The organism is Rhodococcus sp. NCIMB 12038 (genome assembly GCF_002165735.1).
In the GTDB taxonomy this organism is placed as follows: domain Bacteria; phylum Actinomycetota; class Actinomycetes; order Mycobacteriales; family Mycobacteriaceae; genus Rhodococcus_F.
Genome location: NZ_NHML01000010.1, coordinates 108,902 through 132,920, shown reverse-complemented (window position 1 = coordinate 132,920; position 24,019 = coordinate 108,902). Strand labels below are relative to the sequence as shown.

The following is a 24,019-nucleotide window of genomic DNA, read 5'->3' as shown; positions in this document are numbered from 1 at the left end:
GGTCGGGATGGTTTCGTGACTTCGTGTTTCACGAATTGGTCTGTAGTGCAACGGGGTCAACGATTGCGCGGCCGCGGCGGTCAGGATGACATCGCTACTGACGCGGCGCCCGGTGCGCCGGTGACTGCATACACGGCGCCGTCGGCGTAGTCGGTGACGTACAGCGTTCCGCCGGTGTCCGGATCGACGAGCAGGAATCGGTAGGGGCCGTACTGCCCGGAGGTCGAGCCGTCCGGGTCGGTCACGAAGGTCCCGAGGACGGCGTATGTCGAGGCGTCGACCACCGAGACGGTCCGGCCGTCCGCGCCGGAGACGTAGAGCAGATCGCCGTCCGCGCTGATCGCCACGTCTTGCGCTCCCTCGGGCAGCCGGACGGTCGCGAGCGGGGTCCCGTAGGTGGTAGTGGACGGGTCGACGTCGATCACCGCGACGACCTCGTATCCGCCTGTCACGCGCCAGAGTCGTCCGCTGCTGTCGGTGATGAACTGTCCGTTGGAGTAGCCGCCGCTGGCGAGCTCCACCGTGGTGACGTGGTAGGTGGCATAGGCTCGGGTGCCGTCCGCGTTGACAGCGACACTGCTGGTGACATCGGTGAACTCGCTGCTCGGGCGGGTGAGGTCCCACACAGGCCCGACCCTCAGGGTGCTGATCGCCGTCATGGATTCGGTGTCGATCACGGTAACGGACGCGCCGCTCGTGCCGTACAGGCGACGGCCGTCCTCGCTGATGGCCAGATCGGTGAAGTATCCGAGGGGCTGGGAGGTGATCACGTCGTTCGTTGCGGGGTCGATGACCGACACGGTGCCGTCCTCACCGCTGGCGTAGAGGCGCGTCCCGTCGGGGCTGACGGCCAACTCCTGCGCCAGGGAATAGCCCTGGTAGTCGGGGGAGGTGGGCAGCCAGATCGTGTCGACGACGGTGTCGGTGGTCGTGTCGATCACCGAGATGGTGCCGGCCCATGGGCTGTTGACGTACACCCGGTCGATCGTCGGGGCGGCCGCGATGTTCGACGACGCCCAGTCGACCGCGATCGGCGCCCCGACGACCGTGTTGGTGTCGCGGTCGACGACCTGCACGAAGCCGTCCTCGCTCACGACGTACAGCCGGTCGCCGACGAGAACCGCGCCGGTCGGGCTGCCTCCCGCCGGGATCGATGTCGAGTCGACGTCGAACACGCCCGCGGCAGGCGCCGGCGTGATCGGGACGGTGACGTTGACGTTGGTCACGTACTGGGCGTCTCTGACGGTGATGGTGAAACTGGCGGCGTCCGGTCCCTCCGACTGTCGGGCGAGGTCTCGGGCTGCGGCGGTCGGGGTGAAGACGAACGCCCCGTCCCCGGTGGCGACGACGGAACCGGACGGTGGTGCGGTGTAGGTGAAGGTCACGGGGTCGCCGTCGGGGTCGGGCGGGAGCGTGATCGCAACCGCGCCGTCGGACGTGCTGGGAGCGCCGACCGTCGATGCCGCGGATGGCGCGGAGTTGACCTGAGTGAGAGACACGGCCCGCACCCGCCCGTCGACGGCGTCGGTGACCAGCCACCGAGTGCCGTCGGCGCTCATGGCGATGCTGTGCGCGCCGGCCTCGGGGGACAAGTCGTCGATACCGACATTCGACACCACCTTGGTGGTCGCGGTGTCGATCACCCACAACCGATCCGAGTCGGTCACGACGTACGCAGCGCTGCCGTCGTAGCTGACACGCACGGCGGTCGGCCGCGACCCGACGGCGACGGTGCCGACGACCTTGTTGGTGGCGGTGTCGATGACCGAGACGGTGTTGCTGCCGCGGTTGGTCACGTACACACGGGTGCCGGTGGGGTTGACGGCGACGGCGTTGGGTGTGGTGCCGACCCCGACGGTGGCGACGACCTTGTTGGTGGCGGTGTCGATCACCGACACGGTGCCGCTGCTGCTGTTGGTCACGTACGCACGGGTGCCGGTGGGGTTGACGGCGACGGCGTTGGGTGTGGTGCCGGTCGTGACGGTGGCGACGACCTTGTTGGTGGCGGTGTCGATCACCGACACGGTGCCGCTGCTGCTGTTGGTCACGTACGCACGGGTGCCGGTGGGGTTGACGGCGACGGCGTTGGGTGTGGTGCCGGTCGTGACGGTGGCGACGACTTTGTTCGTGACGGTGTCGATCACCGACACGTTGCCGCTGCCGCTGTTGGTGACGTACACCCGCGTGCCGGCCGGGTTGGCCGCGACGCCCGTCGGCGAGGTGCCGACGGTCACCGAGCCGACGACGGCGTTGTTTGCGTCGAGCACGGAGACGCTCTTCGAACCCTGGTTTGCCACATAGGTTTTGGTGCCGGCGAACACCGCACCGGACGGATTGGACCCGACGGTGGTGGACTGCACGACCTTCATCTGTGCCGCAGACACCGGCACCTGCACCGGCACGTCCACCCGGTTGCCGGACTGGACGTCTGTGACGGTGACGGTGAACGAGTCGTAATTGGCACTCGGGTCCAGCGCGGCCGGGTTCAGCGCGTCCGCAGAGGCCGCCTGGCGCGCTGCCTGGGTGGGGGTGTAGATGAAGCCGCCGGTCGCGTCGACGGTGACCGTTCCGCCGCTCGGCGGTCCGGTGACCGTGTAACGAAGTTGGTTTCCGGACGCATTGATCGAGCCGCGCACCACACCGGTGCTGCGCTCGGGCACACCGACGATCGGCCCGGCAGTGGATGCAGAGTTCGTGACGGTGGAGGCGGTGCTCGCGACGGCGAACGATTCGATCGGCTCGCTGGTCGTGACGGGTGCGGCAGCCAGCGATTGGCTCGCGTCGGTGGTGAATACCTTCTCCTGTCGACGGCACCATGCCGCGGCCAGCGCCCAGAACGTCGGCGACTCGATCGGTACCTGTGGGTCATTCGACAGGAACGGACGTAGCCCGAGGGCTCCGAGCACCTTCGACACGACGCTGGATGCGACGTCCACCGCCGGGGCGGGGAGAGACGGTCCCAATGCCAGCGTCCCGACCTGCGGTGCATCGGAAGGGGTGTCGGATACCCCACGCGTCAGCGCTGTCGTCGCGTCGATCGCAGTGATCGCAGTGATCGCGGGAGCCGTCGCCGGTACTGCTTCCAGGACTGCTGCCGGCGCCTCCGGGACGAGTTCGCGCACTGCCGGGGTCTCCGCCGCGGCGAGGTCGAGAGCCGTGCCGGATCCGTCCATCACCGGGGTGGTCGACAGGTTCGACACATTGTCGCCGCCGGCAGGTGCGCGGTCGTCACCCTGTGAGGAGGTCGAGGACGCGGCCGAATCCGATCGCTCGGTGACTGCTCCTTCCGGAGGCCGGTCAGGCGGCGCGCTCGCGACACCGGACTCGTCGATCGTGGCTGGTGCCGTGGCGGCAGAACTCGATCCGACCTGTGCGGACCCGTCTGCAGTCGCGGCCGAATCCGGCATACCACCGCCGTTCGCCGTCGACGAGACGTCGGGTGTCGTAGGGTCGGGCGCCGTGGCGGTGTCGGGGGTCGTCGCGTCGGACCCGTTCATGTCGTCGCTCGTGGTGGACGTGGATTCGGTGCCCGCGGTGGATCGGGTATCGGTGCCGGAGGTGGAGGTCGATTCCGAATCTGTGCCGGATGTGGATTGCGAGTCCGTGGTCGAGTCGCCGATCGTCGACGATCCGGATCTGCCGCTCGACGAGTCCGAGTCGGTAACCGATGCGCCGGATGATGTCCTATCCGATGAAGTCCCATCGGTGGATCGGTCCGTGGAACCCCGGTCGGACGATGTCTGGTCGGACGAGTCGGAACTAGACGACGCGGACGAGTCGCCGACGGACGGTGCTGCCACCGCCATTCCTGCCGGCACGACCGCAAGCCCTATGCCCACTGCCACCGCCAGCTCGCCGAAGTGCTTGAGGTGCTTGTCGTTATTCATGGGTTACTCCTCCATGAGGACGCCTCGAACTGCAGTCCGGACACACCATCCGGGCGCTGGGCTGGCTTATCGCCTCGAAGCGCTTCTCGAGTTGCATGGGACAGCAATGATCGTCACGCTCAGTCGCGGATCTGAACCGCGTAGTCGACTACGCGATTTTCCGGTTACTGCGGCGACGCACGATCAGCGCAGTCTGGCGTGGTAGCGGTGGCCTTCGACTGTGCGGATGGAGACTCCGAGGCGTTCGGCGATCTCTTTGTTGGTGAAGCCCTGGGAGACGAGGGCGACGATTTCGCGCTGCCGCCTCGTGAGTGGGGTGGTTTCGCGAGCTTTGCGCAGTGCGGGAGTGTTGAGTCCGCGGTGGGTGCCTGCCAGCATCCTGGCACGTTCGATGGCTGTCAGTGCGGAACCGTGATGCTGCTGTTCGCGGAAGAGAGTTCCGGCTTGGGCGGAGGCATCGGTCGCTGCGACGATGTCACCGATTTCTTCGTACCGCCGTGAGGCTTCGGTGAGTTTTTCGCCGTTGACGCTGGTCAGACCGTTGGCATGCAGCGCAACGGCGTGGACGCGTGGCCCGTCGACGAGCGCGGTGAGCTCGTTCACCCGGTGCGCTGTGGTGCGATCGCCGAATTGCGATGCGGCTTGCAGACACAGGAGTTCTTGGCCGAAGTGGCCGCGTTCGGCCGCGATCGCGGCCGCCGTCCGGGCGAGGCGGATTGCATCGGCGATCATCTCCTGGGCGGCCGCAGCCCATGCTTTGGCGAGGGTGCACGCTGATCGGAGGAAGCCGTAAGGATTAAGCGTGTCGAGATCGCGCACCAGCTCCGCTGCGCGTTTCCCGTCCCCGCGATGCGATAACGCGAGAATCAGGTAAACCCGGCAGCTGACGACAGCTGACCTGTCGTACGTGGTGGTACGGAATTCGCGATCCGCCCTGTTCAGAACCTCGAGCGCAGCGCTCAGACGACCTTGGGACAGGTCAACGTAGCTGTGGAGCAATGAGACAAACAATCCTATGGTTCCGGGAGTGCTCGCGGCATACTCGACAAACTGGGTCATGACTTGTTGCGCGGCCTGAAGGTACCCCGCGATGAACATTGCTTCGATGTGGAAGTAGACGATCCCGTACTCCAGCGCGGAAGCATCACTCGATGTTGCGACCAAAGCGGAGGCCCGCTTGGTCAACGGAGAAACCTTGACGGCATTTCCCGAGTAACCGTGGGCAATGACCAGGGCGCATGAGGTGAGCACGAATGCCATATCGCTCGGCGCAGCCTGAAAGACCACGTTTCCTGCGGCGATCGCGCGGTCAGGTCGGCCTTGCACCGACTCGAGGAGTGCTTCGAACGCGGCTAGCTCGGATGATTTGTGGTTATAGGGCGCTACCATGGCGACTGAGAGTTCTTGCCTCGCCCGTTCGGGATCGCCGAGGCTCCAGCAGAGGGTGCCGACTCGCATAACGGACAGTCGCCGTTGCTCCTCGATCGTTAGCGCGTTCTGATCGAGCGCCTCGAGCAGGGTGAATGCATCCTGTGCCCGACCGACGTGATTGAGCACCCAGTAGTGCAGCATCGCGCCTTGAAAGCCGCTGTCAGATATATGTCCGGCGTCCGCGAAACGAAGGGCGAGGGGAGCATCGTGGAGCCGTAGTGCGGTGGCGGTGGCGGCGAGGTAAAGCCCAAGGTCGGGCGGCAGGTCGGATTCGAGCGTCAGCAATGCCCGTCGCAACAAAGCTGCGGGTGTTGGATCAGCGCGGGTAGAAAGAGCGGTTGCGAGACGGCCGCGCAGGCGGCGCAGTTGTAGGAGGTTGCCAGTGCTGCGACGGACTTCACCGTAGAGGGGGTGGCTGAGGCGGACGGCGATATCGCCGTTGTCGCTGGTCATGTCGATGAGACCGCGGGAATGCACTTCCTTGACCGCATGCGGGCTGGTGAGGATTTCCAACACCGTGCCGTCAATGGGTTCGCCAATCGCGAGGTAGTCGAGGACTTCCGCCGTGTCATCGGTCAGCGAACCAAGCTGGCCGGTAATCAGTTTGGCGAGGGTGGGTGAGACGACGGGTTCACCAATCAACCGCCAGGTGCCGACGTCGCTCACGAGCCGTCCGGCGTCCCGTTCCTGGCGAACGAGATGCCGCAGGAACAGCACGTTGCCGCGGGTCAGGTTCCACAGTTCGGCCGCCGTTGCGGGGGCGACGGGCCCAGCGAGCGCTTGCGAAAGCAAGCGTTCAGTGTCGTTCTCGCGCAAGGGGTCTAAATCGAGCCGGTTGAGAAACCCGTCTTTCCAGAGGGTGGTGATGGTATCGGGGGCCGGTTCTGTGCCGCGCAGGGTGAGCACGACCCTGGCAAGGCCGCGCTGCACGAGTTGTTGGATGACGACGACGGACAGGTCGTCGAGCAGGTGAACGTCGTCGACGGCCACGACTACGGGCTTGTCGCCGGCAGTGAGCGCTTTGATGACGGTATGGATGACCATCATCGGGTCGGCCTGCGAGGTCGGTGCCCATTGAGCAAACGCTCCCAACGGAAGAGTTCGGGCCGAGGCGGTAGCGGTGACCCACCGGACGGCGTGCCGTTTGGCAAGTACGGCGACAGCGGCACTCGCCAACCGGCTCTTGCCAACACCGACACCGCCTGCTACAAGAACCCCAGAGCCATCACCTGAGCCTTCGATAGTCGCCCAGATGCGCCGCAGTTCCTCATCTCTGCCAATAAGCGGCCAGACATCGTCCACGGTCCAATCTTAACTACTGTGTTAGTAGGCGCGGGAAATCATCGATCCCTGACGCCTTGCGTCTTCCAGCTCGATGATCCGACCCGTCTGAGCTTCTTCGGACGGCCGGCGCACCAGCACCCGCGCGCCCGTGCTCAGTACACCGGGTTCGGGTCTCGGTTTGTGCTTCTTCTCGCGCATCAGCCCGTACCTTCTGCTTGGCAACGCGCGCCGACCACAGCCGAGTCCATCCGCGGTCCGCGCGCACCGACCAGACACGACCGGATCACTTCTTGGGCGGTGCAGGGAATTTCGTCGCCAGCCGCGGCGACCCCCGCCTGGCTCGCTTCGAAACCTGGCTCGACCAACGACTCACCACACTGCAGCCGACACCAGAAATCCACACTCCCATTGAGCAATTCGCCCGCGGCTACACCCCCGACGCCATGAACATCCACGCCGCCCGCGCGACAATCCCAGTGGGCAGCTACCCCGCGACCCTTATCCAATCCGACCGACCGAGGCGCCGCGTCCGCCGCCGCGGGCTCCGCTACTTGCGCCCGGCCGCCCACTTCATGCCCCAGCTGTAGGCCTTGTCAAGATCGGCCTGGCTGCCTTCGACGTACTTCACTTCGCGCGTCACGGTGATGCCCTGCCCGGTGTTCTGCAGTATCGCGATGGCGCAGATGCGAGCGGAGCTGTTCCCCGAGTCCAGGCGCACCTCCACCTCGGGGCCGCTGGTGGGGTAGAGGGTGACGACGCCGTCCACGGCTGCCCAGTTGGGTGCGCCGTCGTAGATCATCGCGAAGATGAGGATGCGCTTGAACATTTCCGGTCGGTCGAGGTTGATCTGCATATTCTCGCCGCCGGTCGCGGTGCCGGTCCGGTCGTCGGCGTCGAGCTTGATGAACGGCGGGGACTGCAGCGAACCGAAAGTGTTGCCGAGCGCTTGGACGACACCCTTCGATCCGTCGGCCAGTTCGTAGAGACAGCCGAGGTCCAGGTCGATGCCATTATTCCGGCGGCCGCAAGTTTCGCGAAGAAGCCGGCCTTCTTCGGCTGCGGCGTTGCGCCCGTCGACCAGTTGAGATTGACCCGCATCGCACCCTGTCGCTCACCCGACTTAGTGAGGCTGACCGAGGGCGCGGCCTTCGACAGTGTGACTTTGCTGAGGCTCACTCCGCCCTGCGGTGCGGTAGGGGTGGACGGGCGGCGGGTGTAGTCGATGGCCACAGGTGAGAACCTTCCGATTGGCTGAGCGGATCGTTTCAGACCGTTGTCCGATTTGCACGATTTCGGTCCAGGGTAGCCGTAGTCGGGGCCCCCACTCCGCTCGGCCACGGTCACGCTGAATCGCGCGCGCTCCACTCGATCGCGGGGCAGGTGTCCATCACCATGGCGACGCCCTTCGCGGTCGTGCGCTGGAACGCGGCCTCGTCGATGACTCCCAACTGGAACCAGACGCCTTTCGCGCCCACTTCGACGGCCTGGTCCGCGAACTCTCCGGCGGCCTCGGACTGACGGAAGACATCGACGACATCGATGGGGAACGGGACGTCCGCGAGAGTGGCGTACCCCTGCTCGCCGAGCACGGTCGGCGCGGTGGGATGGATGGGGACGATTCGTTTTCCCCGGCGCTGCAGCAACTCCGCGATGCGGTACGCCGTTCGGTCGGGATTGCCGGAGAGCCCGACGATCGCCCACGTCTCCCAGTCGTCGAGCATCGACGAGACGGCACCGGAGTCCTGCCACGAAGTGTTCACACCGCAAAACTACTACTCACCGCGGACTTCGGCCGGGATCGCTGAGCTGAACTGAACCGTCCGTGCGAAAGTATCCGCATGGTGATCCGCATCCCCGAGAATCCGCGCCTGGTGAATGGTTCCGAGGAATCGGTGTGGAATGCGCTGTTGGGTCAGCTCGGTGATGGTGACCTGGTGGTGGCAAACCAGCGGGTCACCGACCGACTCAAGGACCACGAGATCGACTTCGTGGTGGCGCTCGAGGGGTACGGGATCGTCTGCCTGGAGGTGAAGGGCGGGCAGATCTGGCACGACGGCACCGATTGGTACCAGGAGCAGCGAAAAGGGCCGACGATCATCCACCCGGTTCGGCAAGCACGCGATGCGCTGTATGCCCTGCGCAGCTATGTGGAAGCCGACCCGCGCTGGAGTCACGGGCGGTTGCGTTGGGACCACGTGGTGGTCTTCCCCAACACGGAACTCGCCGACGACTTCGGACTGCCGGAATGCCCACGCTGGAAGGTGATTGATCGGGCCGACCTGGGTGACGTCGTGTCGCGACTGCAGAAGGTGCTGTCCGGTCAGCAGTTGGACCGCCCGGCTCTGCCCGAAGACGGGATCGATCAGCTCACTACGGTCCTCTCCGGACGTGGACTGCCGCAACGCGACGTGGTTGCGAGGGCGATCGCGAACGAAGACGCGGCCGATGCACTCACCGCCCAGCAGTCGGTGATACTCGACGCGATCCGGCTGTTGCACCGGGTCGAGGTGCGGGGTGGCGCCGGAAGCGGCAAGACGTTCCTCGCGGTCGAGAAGGCGCGGCGGTTGGCGAAGCAGGGGCAGCGGGTGGCGCTCATCTGCTACTCGCACGGGTTGGCGTCGTATCGCGAGCGGTTGACCGCCACCTGGTCCTACAAGGAGCGTCCAGCGTACGTGGGCGAGTTCCACGCACTCGGTCAACGGTGGGGAGCGCCCGAGGGCCCGGACAAGAGCATCCGCAACACCGACACCGTGCAGTTCTGGGAACACGATCTACCGCGCCACATGGCGGAGTTGGCGTCGGAATTGCCGTTGCGCGACCGGTTCGACGCGGTGGTCGTGGACGAGGCGCAGGATTTCGCCGACGACTGGTGGGGTCCGCTGCTGGCAGCGCTGCGCGACGACGAAGCAGGCGCAATCTACGTATTCAGTGATGAGGGGCAGCGAGTATTCGACAGGCAGGGCGTTCCGCCGATTCAATTGGTCCCGTTGGTGCTCGATCACAATCTGAGAAACACCCGCCAGATCGCGGACTCGTTCACACCTCTGGTCGGGCAGCGGATGCGCCTGCTCGGTGGGGAAGGCCCCGAGGTGCTTTTCGTGCCCTGCGCGGCGGAGGACGCGCTGACGGTTGCCGACGACCAGATCGATTCGTTGATGGACGAGGGGTGGCGTCCGGAGGATCTGGCATTGCTTGCCACGGGCAGCCGTCACCCGGAGCAGGTGAGCCGGCAGACGGAGGGCAACGCGGCGTACTGGGACAGCTTCTGGGATACCGAGCAGGTGTTCTACGGTCACGTCCTGGGATTCAAAGGACTCGAACGGCGTGCTGTCGTGCTGGCGCTCAATGAGAAGGTGGTGCAGGAGCGTTCGCGGGAGCGGCTGTATGTCGGCTTGTCGCGGGCGAGGGATCAGCTCGTCGTGTGCGGCAATCCGGACTTCATCCGCGAGGTCGGGGGAGCGGAGTTGGCAAAACGAATGGGGGTCTGACGGGACCGCATCATGGAGCCCCAACGACGCTCGCACTTCGAGCGGATGCTCTGGGCCATTGCCCTTCGTCCTTGATTGCGCTGGGCGCGTTATCCCGCAGGGCGAATCCCAACCCCCTCCCGGAGCCCACGGCAACTTCCTACATCCGAACTAGGGTGCCCCGATCCCGTAGTGAACTCGCCGGACGTCCAGTTCTCATAATGCACTGACACCAGCGCGGGCTAGGGCCGAAAGTCCCTATTTCGCACAGCCGTGTCGGTCGAACGGTGTATTGACCCGGTTTCGGTGGGGCGCAATTTATTAGCTGCATCACCACGGCGGTCGCGGGTATGTGTGACGGCAGGTTTGTCTGGTATTAGTTTCAACTAACGTGCTCTGAGGCGGGCGGCTGGCCGAGGAGTGGGGGTGTTGTCATCCGCTTGAATGAATCTCGGCCCCTCCGACGCGTTGATCGGGAAACGTGTCGGAGGCGGGGTGTAATTTCGGCAGCATAGTTCGACGTTTAAAGAATTGAGGGGGACGGGCGCGCGTGGTCGACGCCGCCGATTCTGATGTGGCCGCGGTGCCGTCTGCTGGGCGACGCCGACGTCCGCGGTATCTGTGACTCACTGTGCCGCTTACTGTTTCATCATCGCTCGTGTAACGCTCGTCGCAATGTCGCGATGGAATGTTCGATCACCACACCTGGTTCCCCGTGCGACTGCGCCCTATCGCGAGAGAAATTTGTGCCTCGATGACCAATCCCTTCGACTTCAGCGATTACGAGACCTCTCGGGATCGTCCGTCCACCGACGCATCCTCGTCGTGACCGTCCCCGTCGCCTACACGGCGGGTGAACGGATCGTCGGAATCCCGGCCACCGTCGAGTACCCGGGCCTGCTGCGCATCGAGTACCGGCTGGAGACGAAGCGGTCGCCGACCGGGAACGCCGCCACCGCCGTCATCCGGCTCGCATCCGAACTGGAGTTGCCGACGGCACCGCCGTTCGTCGTCGTGTTCAACGCCGGGCGGCTGCCGCTCAGCGCCCGCGACGGCGAGCCGCTCGAGGTCCGCGGCGACGGCCAGACCACGGCCGGGGCCCGCAGTTTCCACCCGCGCGGTCTGCGCAAGGAATTCGGGCAGCCCTGGACGGCCGACGTGTCCGGCAGGGTCGGATTCCTGCGCGTCTTCGCCGACGTGCGGCCGGAGACCAACCGGACTCTCGCGCTGATCGATCCGCCGGTCGATCAGCTGCGCCTGCTCGACGTTCCGCCCGGACCGGTGGAATGAGCGCACCGCAGCAGACACCCGGACCGCCGCGGTTCGGTCAACTCACCTACACGTCGTTCGACGCCCCCGACCGGGGCCGCGTGGGCGGCGGCTGGCAGGTCAAGGACGTCAGCGACGGCGTCAGCGCCGCCGAGCAGGAATTCATGCGCGCCGGTGTGGCGACCCGATTCGACTCCCCGCAGGCACTGCCGCAGTTCCCGACACCGGCCGACATCGCGGCGCGACCGCGGCGCCTGGTGTACGTGCCGACGGAGACCGGCGGCTGCTACTGGCACACGGTGCCCGCCGGCGCCGACGCGTCCGGGCGGCCCGGCAATGTCTTCGCGCACGTCGTCCTCGACCGCGCGCCGGACACTGCCGTCCGCCCGATCGAACGGTGGGGTTCGCCCGACTGGCTCGCCCCGTACGGCGCGGACGCGGTCGCGGCCGCCGAACTCCCCGGCAGCGCACCGACGCCGACCGGAATAATCGATCGCGCAGCCATTCTGGACTTCCTGCTCGATCCCGGAACGTGGCGCGTGGGGGTGCTGGGTCTGCTGCTGGATGCGGTGGACCAGGCGATGCACGGTGGCCCCGGTGTCGTGCTGGGGTGCGCCGACGCGGATCATGCCGCACTGTGGATCGGCGCGGTCTCCCATTTCATGTCGCCCGGTGCGGCGCAGACATTCGGGTGGTCGACCTTCGACCGCAGCTCGACCGTCGTCGACACCCTGTCCCGGGGAGTGCACCTGGCCTGCGTGCCGGCCCGCGACGCCGTGGACGCGCTGGACGGCTGCGTCGTCCTCGGTGAGACCGACACCCCCGACCTCGGCGAATGGGGTGGGGAACCGCATCGGACCGCGACGGGGCAGCTGGTGCCGGTCACGGCGTGGTCGGTGCTCGCGCAGACCGTGCTCGTCGATCCCGGCAGCGCCCGACGCGCGCTCGACCGCCAGGACACCCTGGCCACCGCCGTGGGGGACCGCGACCTCGCCAATGCCTGGCCGGTCGCGATGGCCGTGCTCGCGAATCCCGAACTGCACGACGCCCTGCCCGAGGCCACCGCCGTGGTGCTCGCGCAGTCGCCGGACACGCTGACCGCATTCCCCGACGAGCTGGCGGTCGTCGCGCACGTGGTGGACGAACACCTGCCCGGAACGACGAGTGAGGCGTGGCGCGTGGTCTCCGACTGGCAGCAGGACGGCCGGCCGGCACCGGTGGTGTGGGACGTGGCCGGACGGGTTCTCACGTATCGGGCCCTCGCCGACCGTGATTGGATCCGAGCCACCGGCCCCGCCGAGTTCGCCCTGTTCGCCATGTGGCCCCCGTCGGAGGATCTCGAGCGGGCCGCCGAGAAGGCCCTGTCGGCGCTCGTGACCAGCCAAGCGGCCGATGCCACTGGTACCGCGCACGATGCGGTGAAGACACTCGACCTGCTGCTGCACGCACACCTCGTCGGCGACTCCGGCCGCGACCTCGCCGCCGAGCTGCTCGACCGCGTCGTCGTCCCGGTCCTGTGCGATCACGAGGCGGGCCCCGCACTGGTCGCCGGGCTCCGCGCCGTCGGAACCGACACCTGCCGTCTGCTGCAGTCGGCGGTGGTCGGGCACCCCGATTTCGCCGGCCGCCCGCTCGGCGCCCGGCTGGCGCCTGACGTTCTGCGCTGGCTCGTCGACGAGGTCCGGGTACCGACCGCCGAGGAACTGACCGCGGCGCCGTCACGCTGCGCCGAACCGCTGTGTGCCATCGTCGCCGACGCGGTGTTCTCGGTGGTCAAGAGCGGCACCGCGGTTCACAGGAAGGCGTGGGAAGGCTATGCGTCGCTTGCCCTCTGGCGGTCGCTGTACGAAGGAAGCGCGGGTGGCTGGGCGCCCAGCGATGTCGATGCGCTCGTCGACGCGTACGCCTGGACGGTCGCGCAGTGGTGCGAACTCGTCGGCGCGTTCCCCGATCACGTCGCACCCCGGTTCCTGTTGCCGGTTCTCGTGCTCGAGCCGTGGGGACCGGAGGTGGAGATGATCGTCAAGCACATCGACGCGAACCGCAGCGCTGCCTCGACGGTCTCCGGCGCCGCGCACCCCGTCGACGCGCTGGCGGTGTCGTGGGCGCTCATCCGGGCGCAGGATCAGTGGGACCGGATCGACGATCCGCGGCTCCGGCGCGCGCTGGACCGGCACGGCTGGCCGGTGCTGAAGGACTACGGCGACGCCTGCCCGGCGCAGCTACCGCAGGATCTCCTCGTCCGCCTGGCCGTGGTCGCGGTCGCCGGGTTCCAGTTCTTCCCGCCGCACAACGGCACCTACATGCCGACGATGCCCGCGAGTCACGTCGACGCGTTGGCGCGTGCGGTGGATCAGGACTCGGATTTCGCGGTCACCGCGCTGGTCGATCTGGTGCGGAGCGGTGCCCTCAATGAGCACTGGGTGATCCGGTCGGCGGTGCTCAGCTCGCCGGCGGCCCCGCACATCGAATCGGTGCTGAACCGCGACGACCTGCTGTGCCGACTCCAGGTCGGGCCGGTGCAGGCGCGACGGTCGCTGCTCGAGCAGGTCGCGTCGATCGTCATGGGGGACGGTGACTACCGCGGTCCCGTCGGCACCTTCGAGGTGTCGGCCTCGCTGCGCGCCGAGATGCGCGAACGCCACGACGTCGCCGATCGATTCCGCGCCGGGGACGCGTATGCGCGGTTCGCGTCGAGTTGGCTCGAGGACATCGAATCAGGATTCGTGCTGCTCGCTCACGAACGGTCGGGTCGGCGATGAGCGGGACGACAGTACGCATGCGCAACGCATGCAGGGGAAAGGGATCGAACTGATGTCGGGATATGTGCTGAACGGTGCGGGCCGCGTCGAACTGCCCAATCGGCCGCTCGCGGTCACCGTCGACGCGGTCACCACGGCCGTCGCGGTGCGCGCCACGCTGCTCGACGGCAGGCCCGCCGAACCGGCGCTGTATCCGCGGGTCGGCCTGCTGATCCTGCCGCGGGTCGACACCGAGATCGTGGTCGTGGCCCGGCCGGACGGCGAGACGGCGGCGTTCCCGGACGGGACGGTGCTGCAGGTGACGATCGGCGTCGACAGCAGTCGCGACCTCGACTCCGAGCGCGCCGAGCTGACCCCCGTCGACGTGTCGGGGCTGCACCAGGTGGAGTTGGCGACGATCGCCCCCGCGGGGTCGAGGCTCGCGATCACCGCCCGCCGCACCGCCGTCGACGTGTCCCTCACCGACGTGGGTTCCCGTGCCCGGTCGGCGGCGCGCAGCGCCCTCGCGCTCGACCGGCTGCCCGAACCGCGCCGCTTCGACGTGGAGGCCGACGTCGACACCACCATGTCGATGCTGTCTCGCATCGACGACGGCAGCGTCCGCACGGTGATCGACATGCTCTCCGGGGTCGCGGCAGTGGTGGGCACCCGCGAAGAGCTGGCCGTCCGGCTGATCGGCCACACGGTGACGACCCTGCCCGGCGCCGAACTGCGAGACGTCGCGAATCAGGTTCAGGCCGAGCTCGACTCGGCTGCCCTCGGGATGGGTTTCCGTTCGGCGGCCGTCGACCGGAGTGAGCGTGACACCCGCACCCTGGCGTTCACGGTGACCGATGCCGTGCCCGCCGACTGGGACCGTGCATGCACCGACACCGTGATCCGCCACCTCGTGCTCGTCGGAGACACGGCCGAGAGTGGGCCCGGTGTCACCGCGGTGCCGTCCAGTGCAGCGCCCGAGCTGTCGAGTCTGTCTGTAGTGGTGACCTCGCTTCTGGCCGATGTGTCGGCGAGCTTGTTTTCGGAAGGCGTACGACGATGACGAAGTGCCCGCGGTGTTTCACGGCCCTGACCGGTGACCGGTTTGCGTGGATGGCTGTTGCCCCGACGGACGTCGAGGTCGACGACGTCGCCACCAAATACCACGGCAGCCAGGTGCGGTCGGGGAAGATCTTCGAACTCCAGCGCCCGGCCGACGCCGCCGACGACTGGGTCCCCGACGACGACTACGCGACGGGCAAGGCCGGCGGGCCGGCCGTGGAGGTGTGCCCGCAGTGCCACTTCCGGCTGCCCGCCGGGTGGCGTGACGGTCGCGCAGCGTGCATCGCAATGGCCGGTGCGCGTGCCACCGGAAAGACCGTGTATATCGCGGCTTTGGTGAAGACGCTGCAGTTGCTGGGGGAGCGGCTGAACCGGGTGGTGGAACCCGCCACCGGCGAGACCGAGGTGAACTTCCGCGAGCACTACGAGCGGCCGCTGTTCGAGGAACGCGGCATCCTCGAGTCGACGCCGGCCTCACACACCGGCAACCCGTATCAGCGAGAGCCGCTGATCTTCAGCCTCGGCCCGGGCCTGCGGGACGACACCCGGCAGTACCTCGTGATCCGGGATGTGGCGGGGGAGGACCTGGAGAACCCCGGCAACGTGGATGAAACGCACATGCAGTTCTTCGCGCAGGCCGACGGTGTGGTGTTCATGTTCGATCCGCTGAAGGTCGAATCGGTGCGGCAGCAGCTGCACGACCTGGTGCCCGCGCAGGAGCGCGTCGGCGGCGACCCGCGGTCGGTGCTGCGGACCGTGCTGTCGATCATCGGGACCGGGACCCCGAATCTCGCGGTCGTGCTGTCGAAGTTCGATGCGCTGCAAGCCCTCGAGCGCGTGGAGGGCAGCGACTGGAGCGAGATCATGTCTCAGCGGGGCGCGGCCTTCCTGCGCGATCCGAGCCTCCAGCGCGCGCCGTACCACGAGACGGACGGGCAGCTGCTGCACGAAGAGGTACGCAGCCTGCTCGACAAGCTCGAAGCACGGTCGATGGTGATGTCGGTGGACCAGCCGCCCGTCGGCAACGCCCTGCCGAGCCGGTTCTTCGCCGTCTCGGCACTGGGCGAATCACCCGTCGGAGATCGCCTCCACGACAGCGGGATCTCACCCTTCCGATGCCTCGACCCCGTGCGCTGGATCCTCACGCAGCGGGGGGTGTGGGTGTAGTGGTGGTCTCCGATACCGGCGAGGAGGCCCTTGTCGTGCGTCCTGCATCAGAAAGAATGTCGTGCAGGTGTTTTGAAACCATCAATCGCTCTGTCAGGGTGAGGTGCACATGTCCGACACAGTAGAAACACCTGGGACTTGGAAGGTTGCAGACGGCTCTCACGTGCCATTCGATGAGGCGAAGGCGGCGTGGGCCATTGCGGCGTACGACGCGCTCGTGGAGGTCGCCGGTCATTACCACCGGTTCATCACGTATAAGGAATTGGCTGAGCTCGTCCAGAACAGGACCGGTGTTCGTTCCCGTTCACAAATGCGAAATTGGATCGGTGCTGTCCTCGGCAAGGTCGTCGACAGATGCCATCAGGAGGAGTTGCCGTCGCTGACGGCCCTTTGCGTCCGCCAAGATCAGACTGTCGGCGAGGGATATCGATACGTTCTGCAGGTGGCGGGTGTTGAAATTCCTGACGATCTCGATCAGCACGCCGCACAGGCGCGGTTGGATTGCTATAGGTATTTCGGGGCAACAATCCCCGAGGGTGGGGGCGTCGCAGCACTTCCACCGGATGTCATGGCAGCTCGAAAGAAGGCTAGAAGCAAGATTGAGGCACCAGTTGCTCTATGCGCGCAGTGCTTCGTGCAGTTACCAAGCAGCGGAATATGTGACAACCACTGAGCGCGATTACTGAGCGACTCGGATGTCCGGTGCGGTGGTTTCCGAGGGCAGTTGATCGCACAGGTGTGATCGCCCACGTGCGCGAGATAGGCGGCAGTGGAGGTATAGCCGTCCAACTGTCTGACGCCAATCTCTACAGTCATCCCATTCGTGTGTCGGCGTGTAAGCCGGTGGTCATCGCCGTCCGCGCGCGTCCTCGTGGTCGACCAAGATGGGACCGCCGCCCACCCACCGTGCTCCGCACTCTGGGCAGTTCACGTACCAGTCTTCGTATCCATTGACGAACTCGCGCTCGCCCTTTTTACCAACTCCTGGGCACATCGCCATCTCGTATCTCCTATTGTGAGTGCAAGACCTGTGTGAACGGCAAGGTATCGCAACGGTATGACAAGGCCTGCGTCAGCCGGGGGAGTGTTGGCTTTTCGGTCGGCTTTCGGAGCGTCGATACAATCGGGCTGACGATTGACACCAAATCGGTCATTCCACGCCTTCACTGTGGATCAGCTCTGACCGCTTCCCGCTCCACGTGACGACAAGTTCATCTCGCGCACGGCTCGCTCGCCCCACGACAGCGGGATCTCACCCTTCCGATGCCTCGACCTTGTGCGATGGATGCTTGCGCAGCGGGGGTGTGGGTGTAGCCTGCCCCGCGCGTACGGTTGAGCTAGGGGCGGCGCCGTGGCATGGGCCGAGTGTCGGGGCGCAGGAGGAAGATCCACGATCCGCTAGCCTGGGGGAGATGGATTATGGAACGAGTGCGGCTGAGACGACCCCAGATGATGACAGTTCGCGGTTTGCGGCAGCATCGGGTCATTTCACGTCGATTGAAGTCTGTGCGGGTGCCGGCGGATTGGCGCTGGGCCTGGAACAGGCCGGATTCGATCCGGTCCTCGTCATCGAGAACCGTCCGGTTGCGTGCGACACCTTGAGATTGAATCGCCCGCACTGGGATGTTCGTGCGATCGACCTGCTGGAGTTCGACCCCGTGGACGACCAGCAGGTCTACGGAGTCGACTTACTCGCCGCGGGTCTGCCTCGGCTGCGCGGTACCGCAGCTGTCGCGAGAACCCCCGGTCCGGGGGACGAATTCGACCTGTTGAAGGCAACCGTCTGGTTGGCGCATGCGGTACGACCGCGTGCCTTGCTGATCGACAATGTTCCGGACTTGGTGACCAGTGACGCCTACGCCGGCATCCGAGCGTTCATGGAGGGCGAGCTTGCGCACCTTGGTTACGGTCTTCGGTGGTTCGTGATCAACGCCGTCGATCATGGGGTGCCGCAGGATAGGAAGCACGGGGTCCTCGTGGCGATCGAAGGAAAGGCGGCCGAGCGATTCGAGACTCCGCGCGGTTCGGGCGTCCGGCAGTCGGTCGGTGAGGCGCTACGAACTTCGATGCGTGCTCAGGGATGGTACGAGGCGGACGACTGGGCTGCCCGAGCTGATCGGCCGGCTCCGACCCTGGTCGGCGGATCGTGGGACCGGGGTGGTGCTGATCTGGGGCCGACGGGGTCGAAACGGGCGTGGGCGCGGTTGGGTGTCGATGGCGGCACTGTTGGGGACGAAGTACCGGCACACGATTTTCTGTGGGATCCCCAGGCCGGGCGGAAAGGGATGGTGCGGCTGACCGTCGAGCAGGTGGCACGGTTGCAAGGATTCCCTTCCGACTGGACCATCTCAGGTAGGAAGACCGCTCGATACCGGCAGATCGCGAATGCGATGCCGCCGCCACTCGCCTACGCGCTTGGGAGGGCGATCGGCGTTGCGTTGCGCTAGCACGGAACGTCCCGCGGTGCGACGCCACCCCTCATCGAGTTTGTCGGTGCGAGGTAATAGGCTGCTCGACCATGGCCCCACCGAAGTCTGCGAGCAAGACGATGAAGTACCATATCGTCGATCTTTTCGCGGGTCCGGGCGGACTTGACGTCGCGGCGCACTGGTTGGGGATTCCGGTGCATGGGATCGAGTGGGACGCAGATGCGTGTGCTACCCGAAGTAAAGCCGGTCTCGGTACCGATAAGGCGGATGTTCGTTCGCTCGGGCCGGCCGAGTTTCCGGACGCAACGGTCCTGGCAGGTGGGCCACCGTGCCAGACCTACACCATGGCTGGGGCCGGGTCAGGCCGAAAAGCTCTCGATGAGGTCTTGTCCCTCGTCAAGCAGATGGCTGCGGGCGTCGACGTGTCTGCTTCTATTGCAAGTCTCGACGACGAACGAACCGGATTAGTACTCGAGCCACTCCGCTGGGTGATTGAGGCAAGCGAACTCGGAATACCCTACGACGCAGTAATTCTCGAGCAGGTTCCGACTGTACTTCCGGTGTGGGAGTCGATGGGCGAAGCACTCGACGGTCTCGGCTACAAGGTTGACTGCGGTGTGCTCCGCACCGAGGAGTTCGGCGTACCGCAGACGAGACGGCGCGCAATCCTGGTCGCGCACCGTCACCGCACCCCCACTTTGCCGACTCCGACGCACCGGGCCTTTCGCAAAGGGGTCTCGCGTGATGAAGGACTGGAGGATCGGCTGCCGTGGGAAACCATGCAGGCCGCCCTCGGTCGCTCCGAGGACTTCGTGGTGGTGTCCAACTATGGCTCGGGTGGTGATCCTCGTGCGCGGGGGCGACGCACCTCGAACGAGCCCGCTGCAACTGTGACCGGAAAGATCAGCCGCAACCGCATTGTCACCGCAGAGGGCGCCGAGCTCGGGCGATTCACCGATACCGAGGCCGCTCAGCTGCAGACCTTTCCGAAGGACTATCCGTGGGGCGGTAAGGCCATCGCTCAGCAGATCGGCAACGCGATTCCGCCCCGCCTCGCTGCACACGTCATCGCATCGGCACTAGGTATCGACCTCGACGAGAACTTCTTCGAAGCCGCCCGTACCGGGTCCTGGGAGCGAAGCAAGCACGGTTTGGCGCGCTGACAGTATGCGGGACTTTCGGATCAGTCACTCATCGTGATCAGCCCAGATCTGCCTCGTCAGCTGCTGAATGACGTGAGCGTTTTCGCTTGGGCGCGTCGGCAAGCAACTCTTCGAAATGCCATACGAGGGTATTGACAGATGCCGGCGGAACGCGGCCGTCGTCGGGTCCGTCCGGAAGAATCTCCCAAAGAACCGGTGCCATGCTTTGGGCTTCGTCGATCCACCGTTCGACCGCTTCGTCATCGGTTGGAGAATCCGGTGCGAGGACGTCGTAGACGAGCGTGCTCCCCGCCGTGTTCACGGCAGACGAGAGGGCATTGACTTGGTCGCCGAGGTGCGGTGATCCGTCCGCAGCTAGCCTGCTCAGTACTCGCAGAATTGCTTGCGCTGTCGGTCTGTGGTCGATCACGTCGAGGCGCATGGTCGTATTGAGAACGTCCTGCACTCCGCACGCGACTTCGACGGGGCTATAGTCGTGGCCGTCTCGGAACAACTCGGCCGCCCACCAGAGTCTCGAGAATGCCTGGGTGTAGTGCGGTCCACTGAAGCGCGCGGGTTGGGCGACACCACCACTCTTGTGTCGCCACACGACATAGTCGGATGCGACGACCAGAGCGAGGTAGTTCCATATTCGCTCGTCGACCGCTTCGTTGCGGGACATTCGAAGTGTTGCGTGCAGGCGCGGAGCCAGCCAGCCGTCGGCTTCTGTGCGCTTGTGGTCGAAGCGTTCCATCGCTTCGTCGAGCAAGTCGCGTACCGGCCGCGGCCGCCACCGTGCGTCTCCTTCATCCTTGATGATCGAGGATTTGACCAGCGTGGAAATCGGTGGATTCTCGACGCCGGTCTGAATCCCGCGACCGAGGTGTTTCGCTACTACGGGAGAAGGTAGTAGCCCAATGGCATCTGGAATGCGGTAATCTCCAGGCATCATTTTCCTCTCTGATGCGCGGACCGCACGGCGGTTGTGAGCTTACGGGTGAGTTGGCTGCGGCGACCGGCCGCATACTGGATCCGGGTCTGAATCTCGGACCACCCCGCTCCGTCTGTCCTCTGTCGTTCAAGCTCGTACAGAGCGTCGGTGAGTTGCCGGTCCGGGAAGACGTCAGGGAGCATCGCCCTCAATACCGACTCACGCCACCCTCCGGGGATCAAGGGCGTGCCGTCCTCGTCGACGTCGAGGTCACTGATCGCCGAGTGGAACATTGCGGTCCACGCGTCCTGTGCGATTTGACCGGCGGCGAGGTCGCGGACAACTCGCTCTTCGACGCTGCCGGCAGCTCCGTTCATCAAGTCGACGAGACCCTCGACTGCAGTTGTATTGAGGTACACGCGAGGAACATTCGCCGACATGTCGACGATCCACGCCGAGCCCTTGTACGCACGAAGCCATTCCGGGCCGTCCCGGAAATCCTCCTCGAGGATGTCGACGTCGCGTTGGCGAACCGGCTTGGAGGCGGAAACGTCCACGTACCAGTCTTGCTCGATTCCGCCGATGGCGCGTCCGGGGAATTCGTCGACGGTGGCGGTGACTACCAGTGACAGCACCGCACGTCGTGAATGCCGAGCACGTGACATCTCGAGTGTCCCAATCCATGTGTCGTCCGAGTGTCGGACGAGTTGTTGGGTAGTGCGCGTGTTGGTCGCCTTCTCAGTCAACACTGCGAGGCACGACACGTCGGCCCACTCGCCCTCCGAGATCTCGCGATCCGGCAGCGTTGCCTTCAGTTCGAGGCGAGCGGTCGACCATGCTACTCGGCCTGAAGTGTGCAATGCGACGGTGCGTTCCGGACCCGAAACCATCGAATAGGGGAGTGCATCCTCGTCGATCTTCACTGAGATAACCGTCAGATCCACATCGCCGATCAGAACCGGGTAGGAGTAGACCGGTTTCACGATGAACCTCCGCGAGACTTGGGGAGCTCGACAATCAGTCGAGCGAATTTCCCCTGGACCGGGTGGGTTGCCGGATCGGTGATGCCGATGAAGGCCGCCTGCCGAATACCGGCCTCGATCATTAGGTCGCTGCCATCAACTCGGCAGTTCTCGGTTGCAGTGAGTTCGGCCCACCGAACTGTCGGACGTCCACCCGAGCGCACTTCGAATTTTGCGACGGGGGTCAGGAGCCAAGGCATTTCGGACTCGGGAACCTTGACCGTTACGGTGACCACCCAGGCGCCACTTTCATCGACCCGCCCCTGCACGTGTCGAACCGACGCGGCGCCCGCAATACTTCGAGTTCTGACTGCCGGCGGCGCATCGAGCTTGAGGAGATCTCGCAGAACCTTCGGACCCCGGTCCCGCTCAGCCTCCTGTTGTCCCACGAGCCCCCGGACGGCCTGATCGACGGCGGAGCGAAATTCCTTCAGTCGCGTGAGGGCTCCCTTCTCGTAGGACGAGGTGAGTTCTTCTGTGCGGTCCCACTTGTCGTGCTCCGGTGGTTCTGACGCGCGAAGAAACGCTTCGGCGGCCTCGACACTCTCGTCGTCGTGGCCCGTTGCGTACCCGGCCAGTAGAACAGCCTGGAACGGAGGCGTCCCGAGTGGGATCTCGCGCGGCCTGTGCTCGACGATCGTCATTCGATTCCCACGCATGCACACGACCCGGTTGGTGGTCGTCGCCGATTCGTCGGCCGGAGTCACCAGGAGCACAGCGTCATGCTGAAGCCCCTTCGCCCGACCCCGTCCTTCGTCTCTGCGGGGAGTCACGATCAATGGAACTGTGGCGCGAGCTACTTGTTCGGCGGAGGTGAGCTCGTTGACGGTGTCGTCGTCGAGATAGGCGCGCAGTGCTCGGTTGAGGGCAGGGTGGAATTCGTGTGGATCGACGCGCTGCTCGGCGATGACAACCTCGTCGTTCCGCATCGCGGTTACTCGAGCTTCCATAAACGGTCCGGACGATGCACCACAGACCATCGCCGCCCAGAACCCGTCTGCTAACGCCCGGACCAGCTTTTCGTGCATTTCATGGAGAGTTTCGGCGTCTCCCGACGCGTCGTGGGCACCGACGATCAGGAAGGAGGTACCGGGTTCGCAGGAGCGTCGATCGAGTCGCAACCGATGGACCTGTTCATCGTCAGCCCACCAGGACCGGGACACCCCGTTGTGGTCGGCGTCGGTCTCTTCCTCGCCGAACCAAGCCGGTCCTGCGTACGCGGACCCGCCGATCTCGTGCCATGGAAGATCGAGGCGACCGACCACGCGCCGGTCGGTGCGACCCTCGTGCGGTGTTGACAGGGTCGAGTTGGCTAGGACAAGCCCGAACCGGCTCGTGGCCCATAGCGTCGCCTTCCCGATGCCGTAAGACCCGCCTGCGCGGCCCGCTGATTGCTTGTGACTGTCCAACTGGCGTCGCACGACCGCCGCGAATCGTCCGTCGTCGTACTCGGGCCCGGTCAGTCCGGCAGCGTTGAAATCGTCGATGCGTAGCAGGACTATCGAGCCACGTTCTTCAAGATCGTTCAGTGCTGCACGGAGACTTCGAGCGACTTTTTGCCCGCCTGCCGCGGCGCTGTCGAAGTGGGGTGACAGCTCACTCCAGTGAATGGCCGTCAGGAAGTTCGACAGGGCATCTCCGGTCAGCTCGTGCAAGGTATAGGCGACGCGGACAGGGGCAGTGAGGTTCAGCCGCTCGTCGAGAGAGTTCTGTGTCGCCTCGCGAGCGAGGACCGAGAGGTCGGCATTGAACGCAAAGGCTGCCGCGTTTCCGTACTCCCTACCACCATCGGTATGGGCTGGACGGTGGTGCCACTGCAACGTGGGAGGGCCACTGGCCTGACCGGCCCTGACCTGCGGTTTGGCGGAGATCCCCTCGGCCGCGGCGCCGCTGCTCTCCATCGATTCCAGGTCGACGTCGAGTGCGGTTGCAATCTTTGCTCGCATCTGATCGCTGGGTTCAGATCTGCCGGAGATCCATGCGGATACTGCGGCGCGAGTGACACCGATCGCTTCGGCATGTTGGGCTTGAGTCGAGCCTGTAGCGCGGAGCTTCTGCGCGAGCCAGGGGCCGAAGTCCTCTTGTGGCGAGGTCATCGCAGTCGATACTCCTGGGCGGTCGCGTACATGTGCTCGCGCGGAGCCTATCAGCGCGGGTCCGATACGGCCCTATTGATCCAACGTATGACAC

Annotated in this window: 16 protein-coding genes and 1 pseudogene; 9 read left to right on the top strand and 8 right to left on the bottom strand. The window is 65.6% G+C overall.

What is annotated here, in order from left to right; all coding sequences use genetic code 11:
- Nucleotides 1-80 precede the first annotated feature (80 nt).
- Entirely contained in the window at nucleotides 81-3,497 is a 3,417-nt protein-coding gene (locus tag CA951_RS16970; protein ID WP_256973852.1) for an Ig-like domain-containing protein, read from the bottom strand.
- Between CA951_RS16970 and CA951_RS44285 the strand changes: the two genes are divergently transcribed.
- On the top strand, nucleotides 3,496-4,092 hold the full coding sequence (locus CA951_RS44285) for a hypothetical protein (protein WP_256973851.1): 597 nt from the start codon (nucleotides 3,496-3,498) through the stop codon (nucleotides 4,090-4,092). The genes CA951_RS16970 and CA951_RS44285 overlap by 2 nt on opposite strands.
- Here the strand turns inward: CA951_RS44285 and CA951_RS16965 are convergent.
- From CA951_RS16965 to CA951_RS16955, 4 genes and pseudogenes are all read right to left on the bottom strand, one after another.
- A complete protein-coding gene (locus CA951_RS16965; protein WP_256973850.1) occupies nucleotides 4,071-6,620 on the bottom strand; it encodes a LuxR family transcriptional regulator in 2,550 nt (849 codons plus the stop codon). The genes CA951_RS44285 and CA951_RS16965 overlap by 22 nt on opposite strands.
- A 21-nt stretch (nucleotides 6,621-6,641) precedes the next feature.
- On the bottom strand, nucleotides 6,642-6,800 hold the full coding sequence (locus CA951_RS43465) for a hypothetical protein (protein WP_179220217.1): 159 nt from the start codon (nucleotides 6,798-6,800) through the stop codon (nucleotides 6,642-6,644).
- Nucleotides 6,801-7,149: 349 nt separating this feature from the next.
- Nucleotides 7,150-7,832: pseudogene (locus tag CA951_RS16960) on the bottom strand (tellurium resistance protein).
- A gap of 110 nt (nucleotides 7,833-7,942) precedes the next feature.
- Complete coding sequence (locus tag CA951_RS16955; RefSeq protein WP_087557946.1) at nucleotides 7,943-8,362, bottom strand: CoA-binding protein; 420 nt, start codon at nucleotides 8,360-8,362, stop codon at nucleotides 7,943-7,945.
- A 78-nt stretch (nucleotides 8,363-8,440) separates the two neighbouring features.
- Between CA951_RS16955 and CA951_RS16950 the strand changes: the two genes are divergently transcribed.
- The 8 genes from CA951_RS16950 to CA951_RS16915 all read left to right on the top strand — a co-directional run bounded on the left by CA951_RS16950 (nucleotide 8,441) and on the right by CA951_RS16915 (nucleotide 19,897).
- On the top strand, nucleotides 8,441-10,090 hold the full coding sequence (locus CA951_RS16950) for an NERD domain-containing protein (RefSeq protein ID WP_087557945.1): 1,650 nt from the start codon (nucleotides 8,441-8,443) through the stop codon (nucleotides 10,088-10,090).
- 804 nt (nucleotides 10,091-10,894) lie between these two features.
- Nucleotides 10,895-11,359 carry a hypothetical protein gene (locus tag CA951_RS16945; protein ID WP_256973846.1) on the top strand — a complete coding sequence of 155 codons (465 nt, stop codon included), beginning with the start codon at nucleotides 10,895-10,897 and terminating at the stop codon, nucleotides 11,357-11,359.
- The gene (locus CA951_RS16940; RefSeq protein WP_087557944.1) at nucleotides 11,356-14,100 is read left to right on the top strand and encodes a hypothetical protein; all 2,745 of its coding nucleotides are present in this window, start codon (nucleotides 11,356-11,358) and stop codon (nucleotides 14,098-14,100) included. The genes CA951_RS16945 and CA951_RS16940 overlap by 4 nt, the downstream gene beginning before the upstream one ends.
- Before the next feature lie 28 nt (nucleotides 14,101-14,128).
- Entirely contained in the window at nucleotides 14,129-15,139 is a 1,011-nt protein-coding gene (locus CA951_RS16935) for a hypothetical protein (RefSeq protein WP_087557943.1), read from the top strand.
- Entirely contained in the window at nucleotides 15,136-16,305 is a 1,170-nt protein-coding gene (locus CA951_RS16930; RefSeq protein WP_087557942.1) for a hypothetical protein, read from the top strand. Before CA951_RS16935 ends, CA951_RS16930 begins: the two co-directional genes overlap by 4 nt.
- 109 nt (nucleotides 16,306-16,414) lie before the next feature.
- Nucleotides 16,415-16,978, top strand: a complete 564-nt coding sequence (locus CA951_RS16925) for a hypothetical protein (RefSeq protein ID WP_256973844.1) — start codon at nucleotides 16,415-16,417, stop codon at nucleotides 16,976-16,978.
- Nucleotides 16,979-17,609: 631 nt separating this feature from the next.
- Nucleotides 17,610-18,752 carry a DNA cytosine methyltransferase gene (locus CA951_RS16920; RefSeq protein ID WP_256973843.1) on the top strand — a complete coding sequence of 381 codons (1,143 nt, stop codon included), beginning with the start codon at nucleotides 17,610-17,612 and terminating at the stop codon, nucleotides 18,750-18,752.
- Between the two features lie 71 nt (nucleotides 18,753-18,823).
- Entirely contained in the window at nucleotides 18,824-19,897 is a 1,074-nt protein-coding gene (locus tag CA951_RS16915) for a DNA cytosine methyltransferase (RefSeq protein WP_256973842.1), read from the top strand.
- A 37-nt stretch (nucleotides 19,898-19,934) separates the two neighbouring features.
- On the opposite strand, the gene CA951_RS16910 is transcribed toward CA951_RS16915, so the two are convergent.
- The 3 genes from CA951_RS16910 to CA951_RS16900 all read right to left on the bottom strand — a co-directional run bounded on the left by CA951_RS16910 (nucleotide 19,935) and on the right by CA951_RS16900 (nucleotide 23,925).
- Nucleotides 19,935-20,825: a DUF6339 family protein gene (locus CA951_RS16910; RefSeq protein ID WP_087557939.1), complete on the bottom strand. Its 891-nt coding sequence runs from the start codon at nucleotides 20,823-20,825 to the stop codon at nucleotides 19,935-19,937.
- Nucleotides 20,825-21,442 (bottom strand): hypothetical protein, encoded by a 618-nt coding sequence (locus CA951_RS43800; RefSeq protein ID WP_218780501.1) that lies wholly within the window; start codon nucleotides 21,440-21,442, stop codon nucleotides 20,825-20,827. The genes CA951_RS16910 and CA951_RS43800 overlap by 1 nt, the downstream gene beginning before the upstream one ends.
- A gap of 344 nt (nucleotides 21,443-21,786) precedes the next feature.
- Nucleotides 21,787-23,925 (bottom strand): helix-turn-helix domain-containing protein, encoded by a 2,139-nt coding sequence (locus CA951_RS16900; RefSeq protein ID WP_087557937.1) that lies wholly within the window; start codon nucleotides 23,923-23,925, stop codon nucleotides 21,787-21,789.
- Between the last annotated feature and the right edge of the window lie 94 nt (nucleotides 23,926-24,019).

Coding starts and splice junctions, on each gene's coding strand:
- CA951_RS43465 (WP_179220217.1), bottom strand. CDS start 6,800: ATGCGCGAGAAGAAGCACAAACCGAGACCCGAACCCGGTGTACTGAGC.
- CA951_RS16930 (WP_087557942.1), top strand. CDS start 15,136: ATGACGAAGTGCCCGCGGTGTTTCACGGCCCTGACCGGTGACCGGTTT.
- CA951_RS16940 (WP_087557944.1), top strand. CDS start 11,356: ATGAGCGCACCGCAGCAGACACCCGGACCGCCGCGGTTCGGTCAACTC.
- CA951_RS16910 (WP_087557939.1), bottom strand. CDS start 20,825: ATGCCTGGAGATTACCGCATTCCAGATGCCATTGGGCTACTACCTTCT.
- CA951_RS16970 (WP_256973852.1), bottom strand. CDS start 3,497: ATGAACGGGTCCGACGCGACGACCCCCGACACCGCCACGGCGCCCGAC.
- CA951_RS16950 (WP_087557945.1), top strand. CDS start 8,441: ATGGTGATCCGCATCCCCGAGAATCCGCGCCTGGTGAATGGTTCCGAG.
- CA951_RS44285 (WP_256973851.1), top strand. CDS start 3,496: ATGTCGTCGCTCGTGGTGGACGTGGATTCGGTGCCCGCGGTGGATCGG.
- CA951_RS16925 (WP_256973844.1), top strand. CDS start 16,415: ATGTCCGACACAGTAGAAACACCTGGGACTTGGAAGGTTGCAGACGGC.
- CA951_RS16900 (WP_087557937.1), bottom strand. CDS start 23,925: ATGACCTCGCCACAAGAGGACTTCGGCCCCTGGCTCGCGCAGAAGCTC.
- CA951_RS16935 (WP_087557943.1), top strand. CDS start 14,129: ATGCAGGGGAAAGGGATCGAACTGATGTCGGGATATGTGCTGAACGGT.
- CA951_RS16915 (WP_256973842.1), top strand. CDS start 18,824: ATGGCCCCACCGAAGTCTGCGAGCAAGACGATGAAGTACCATATCGTC.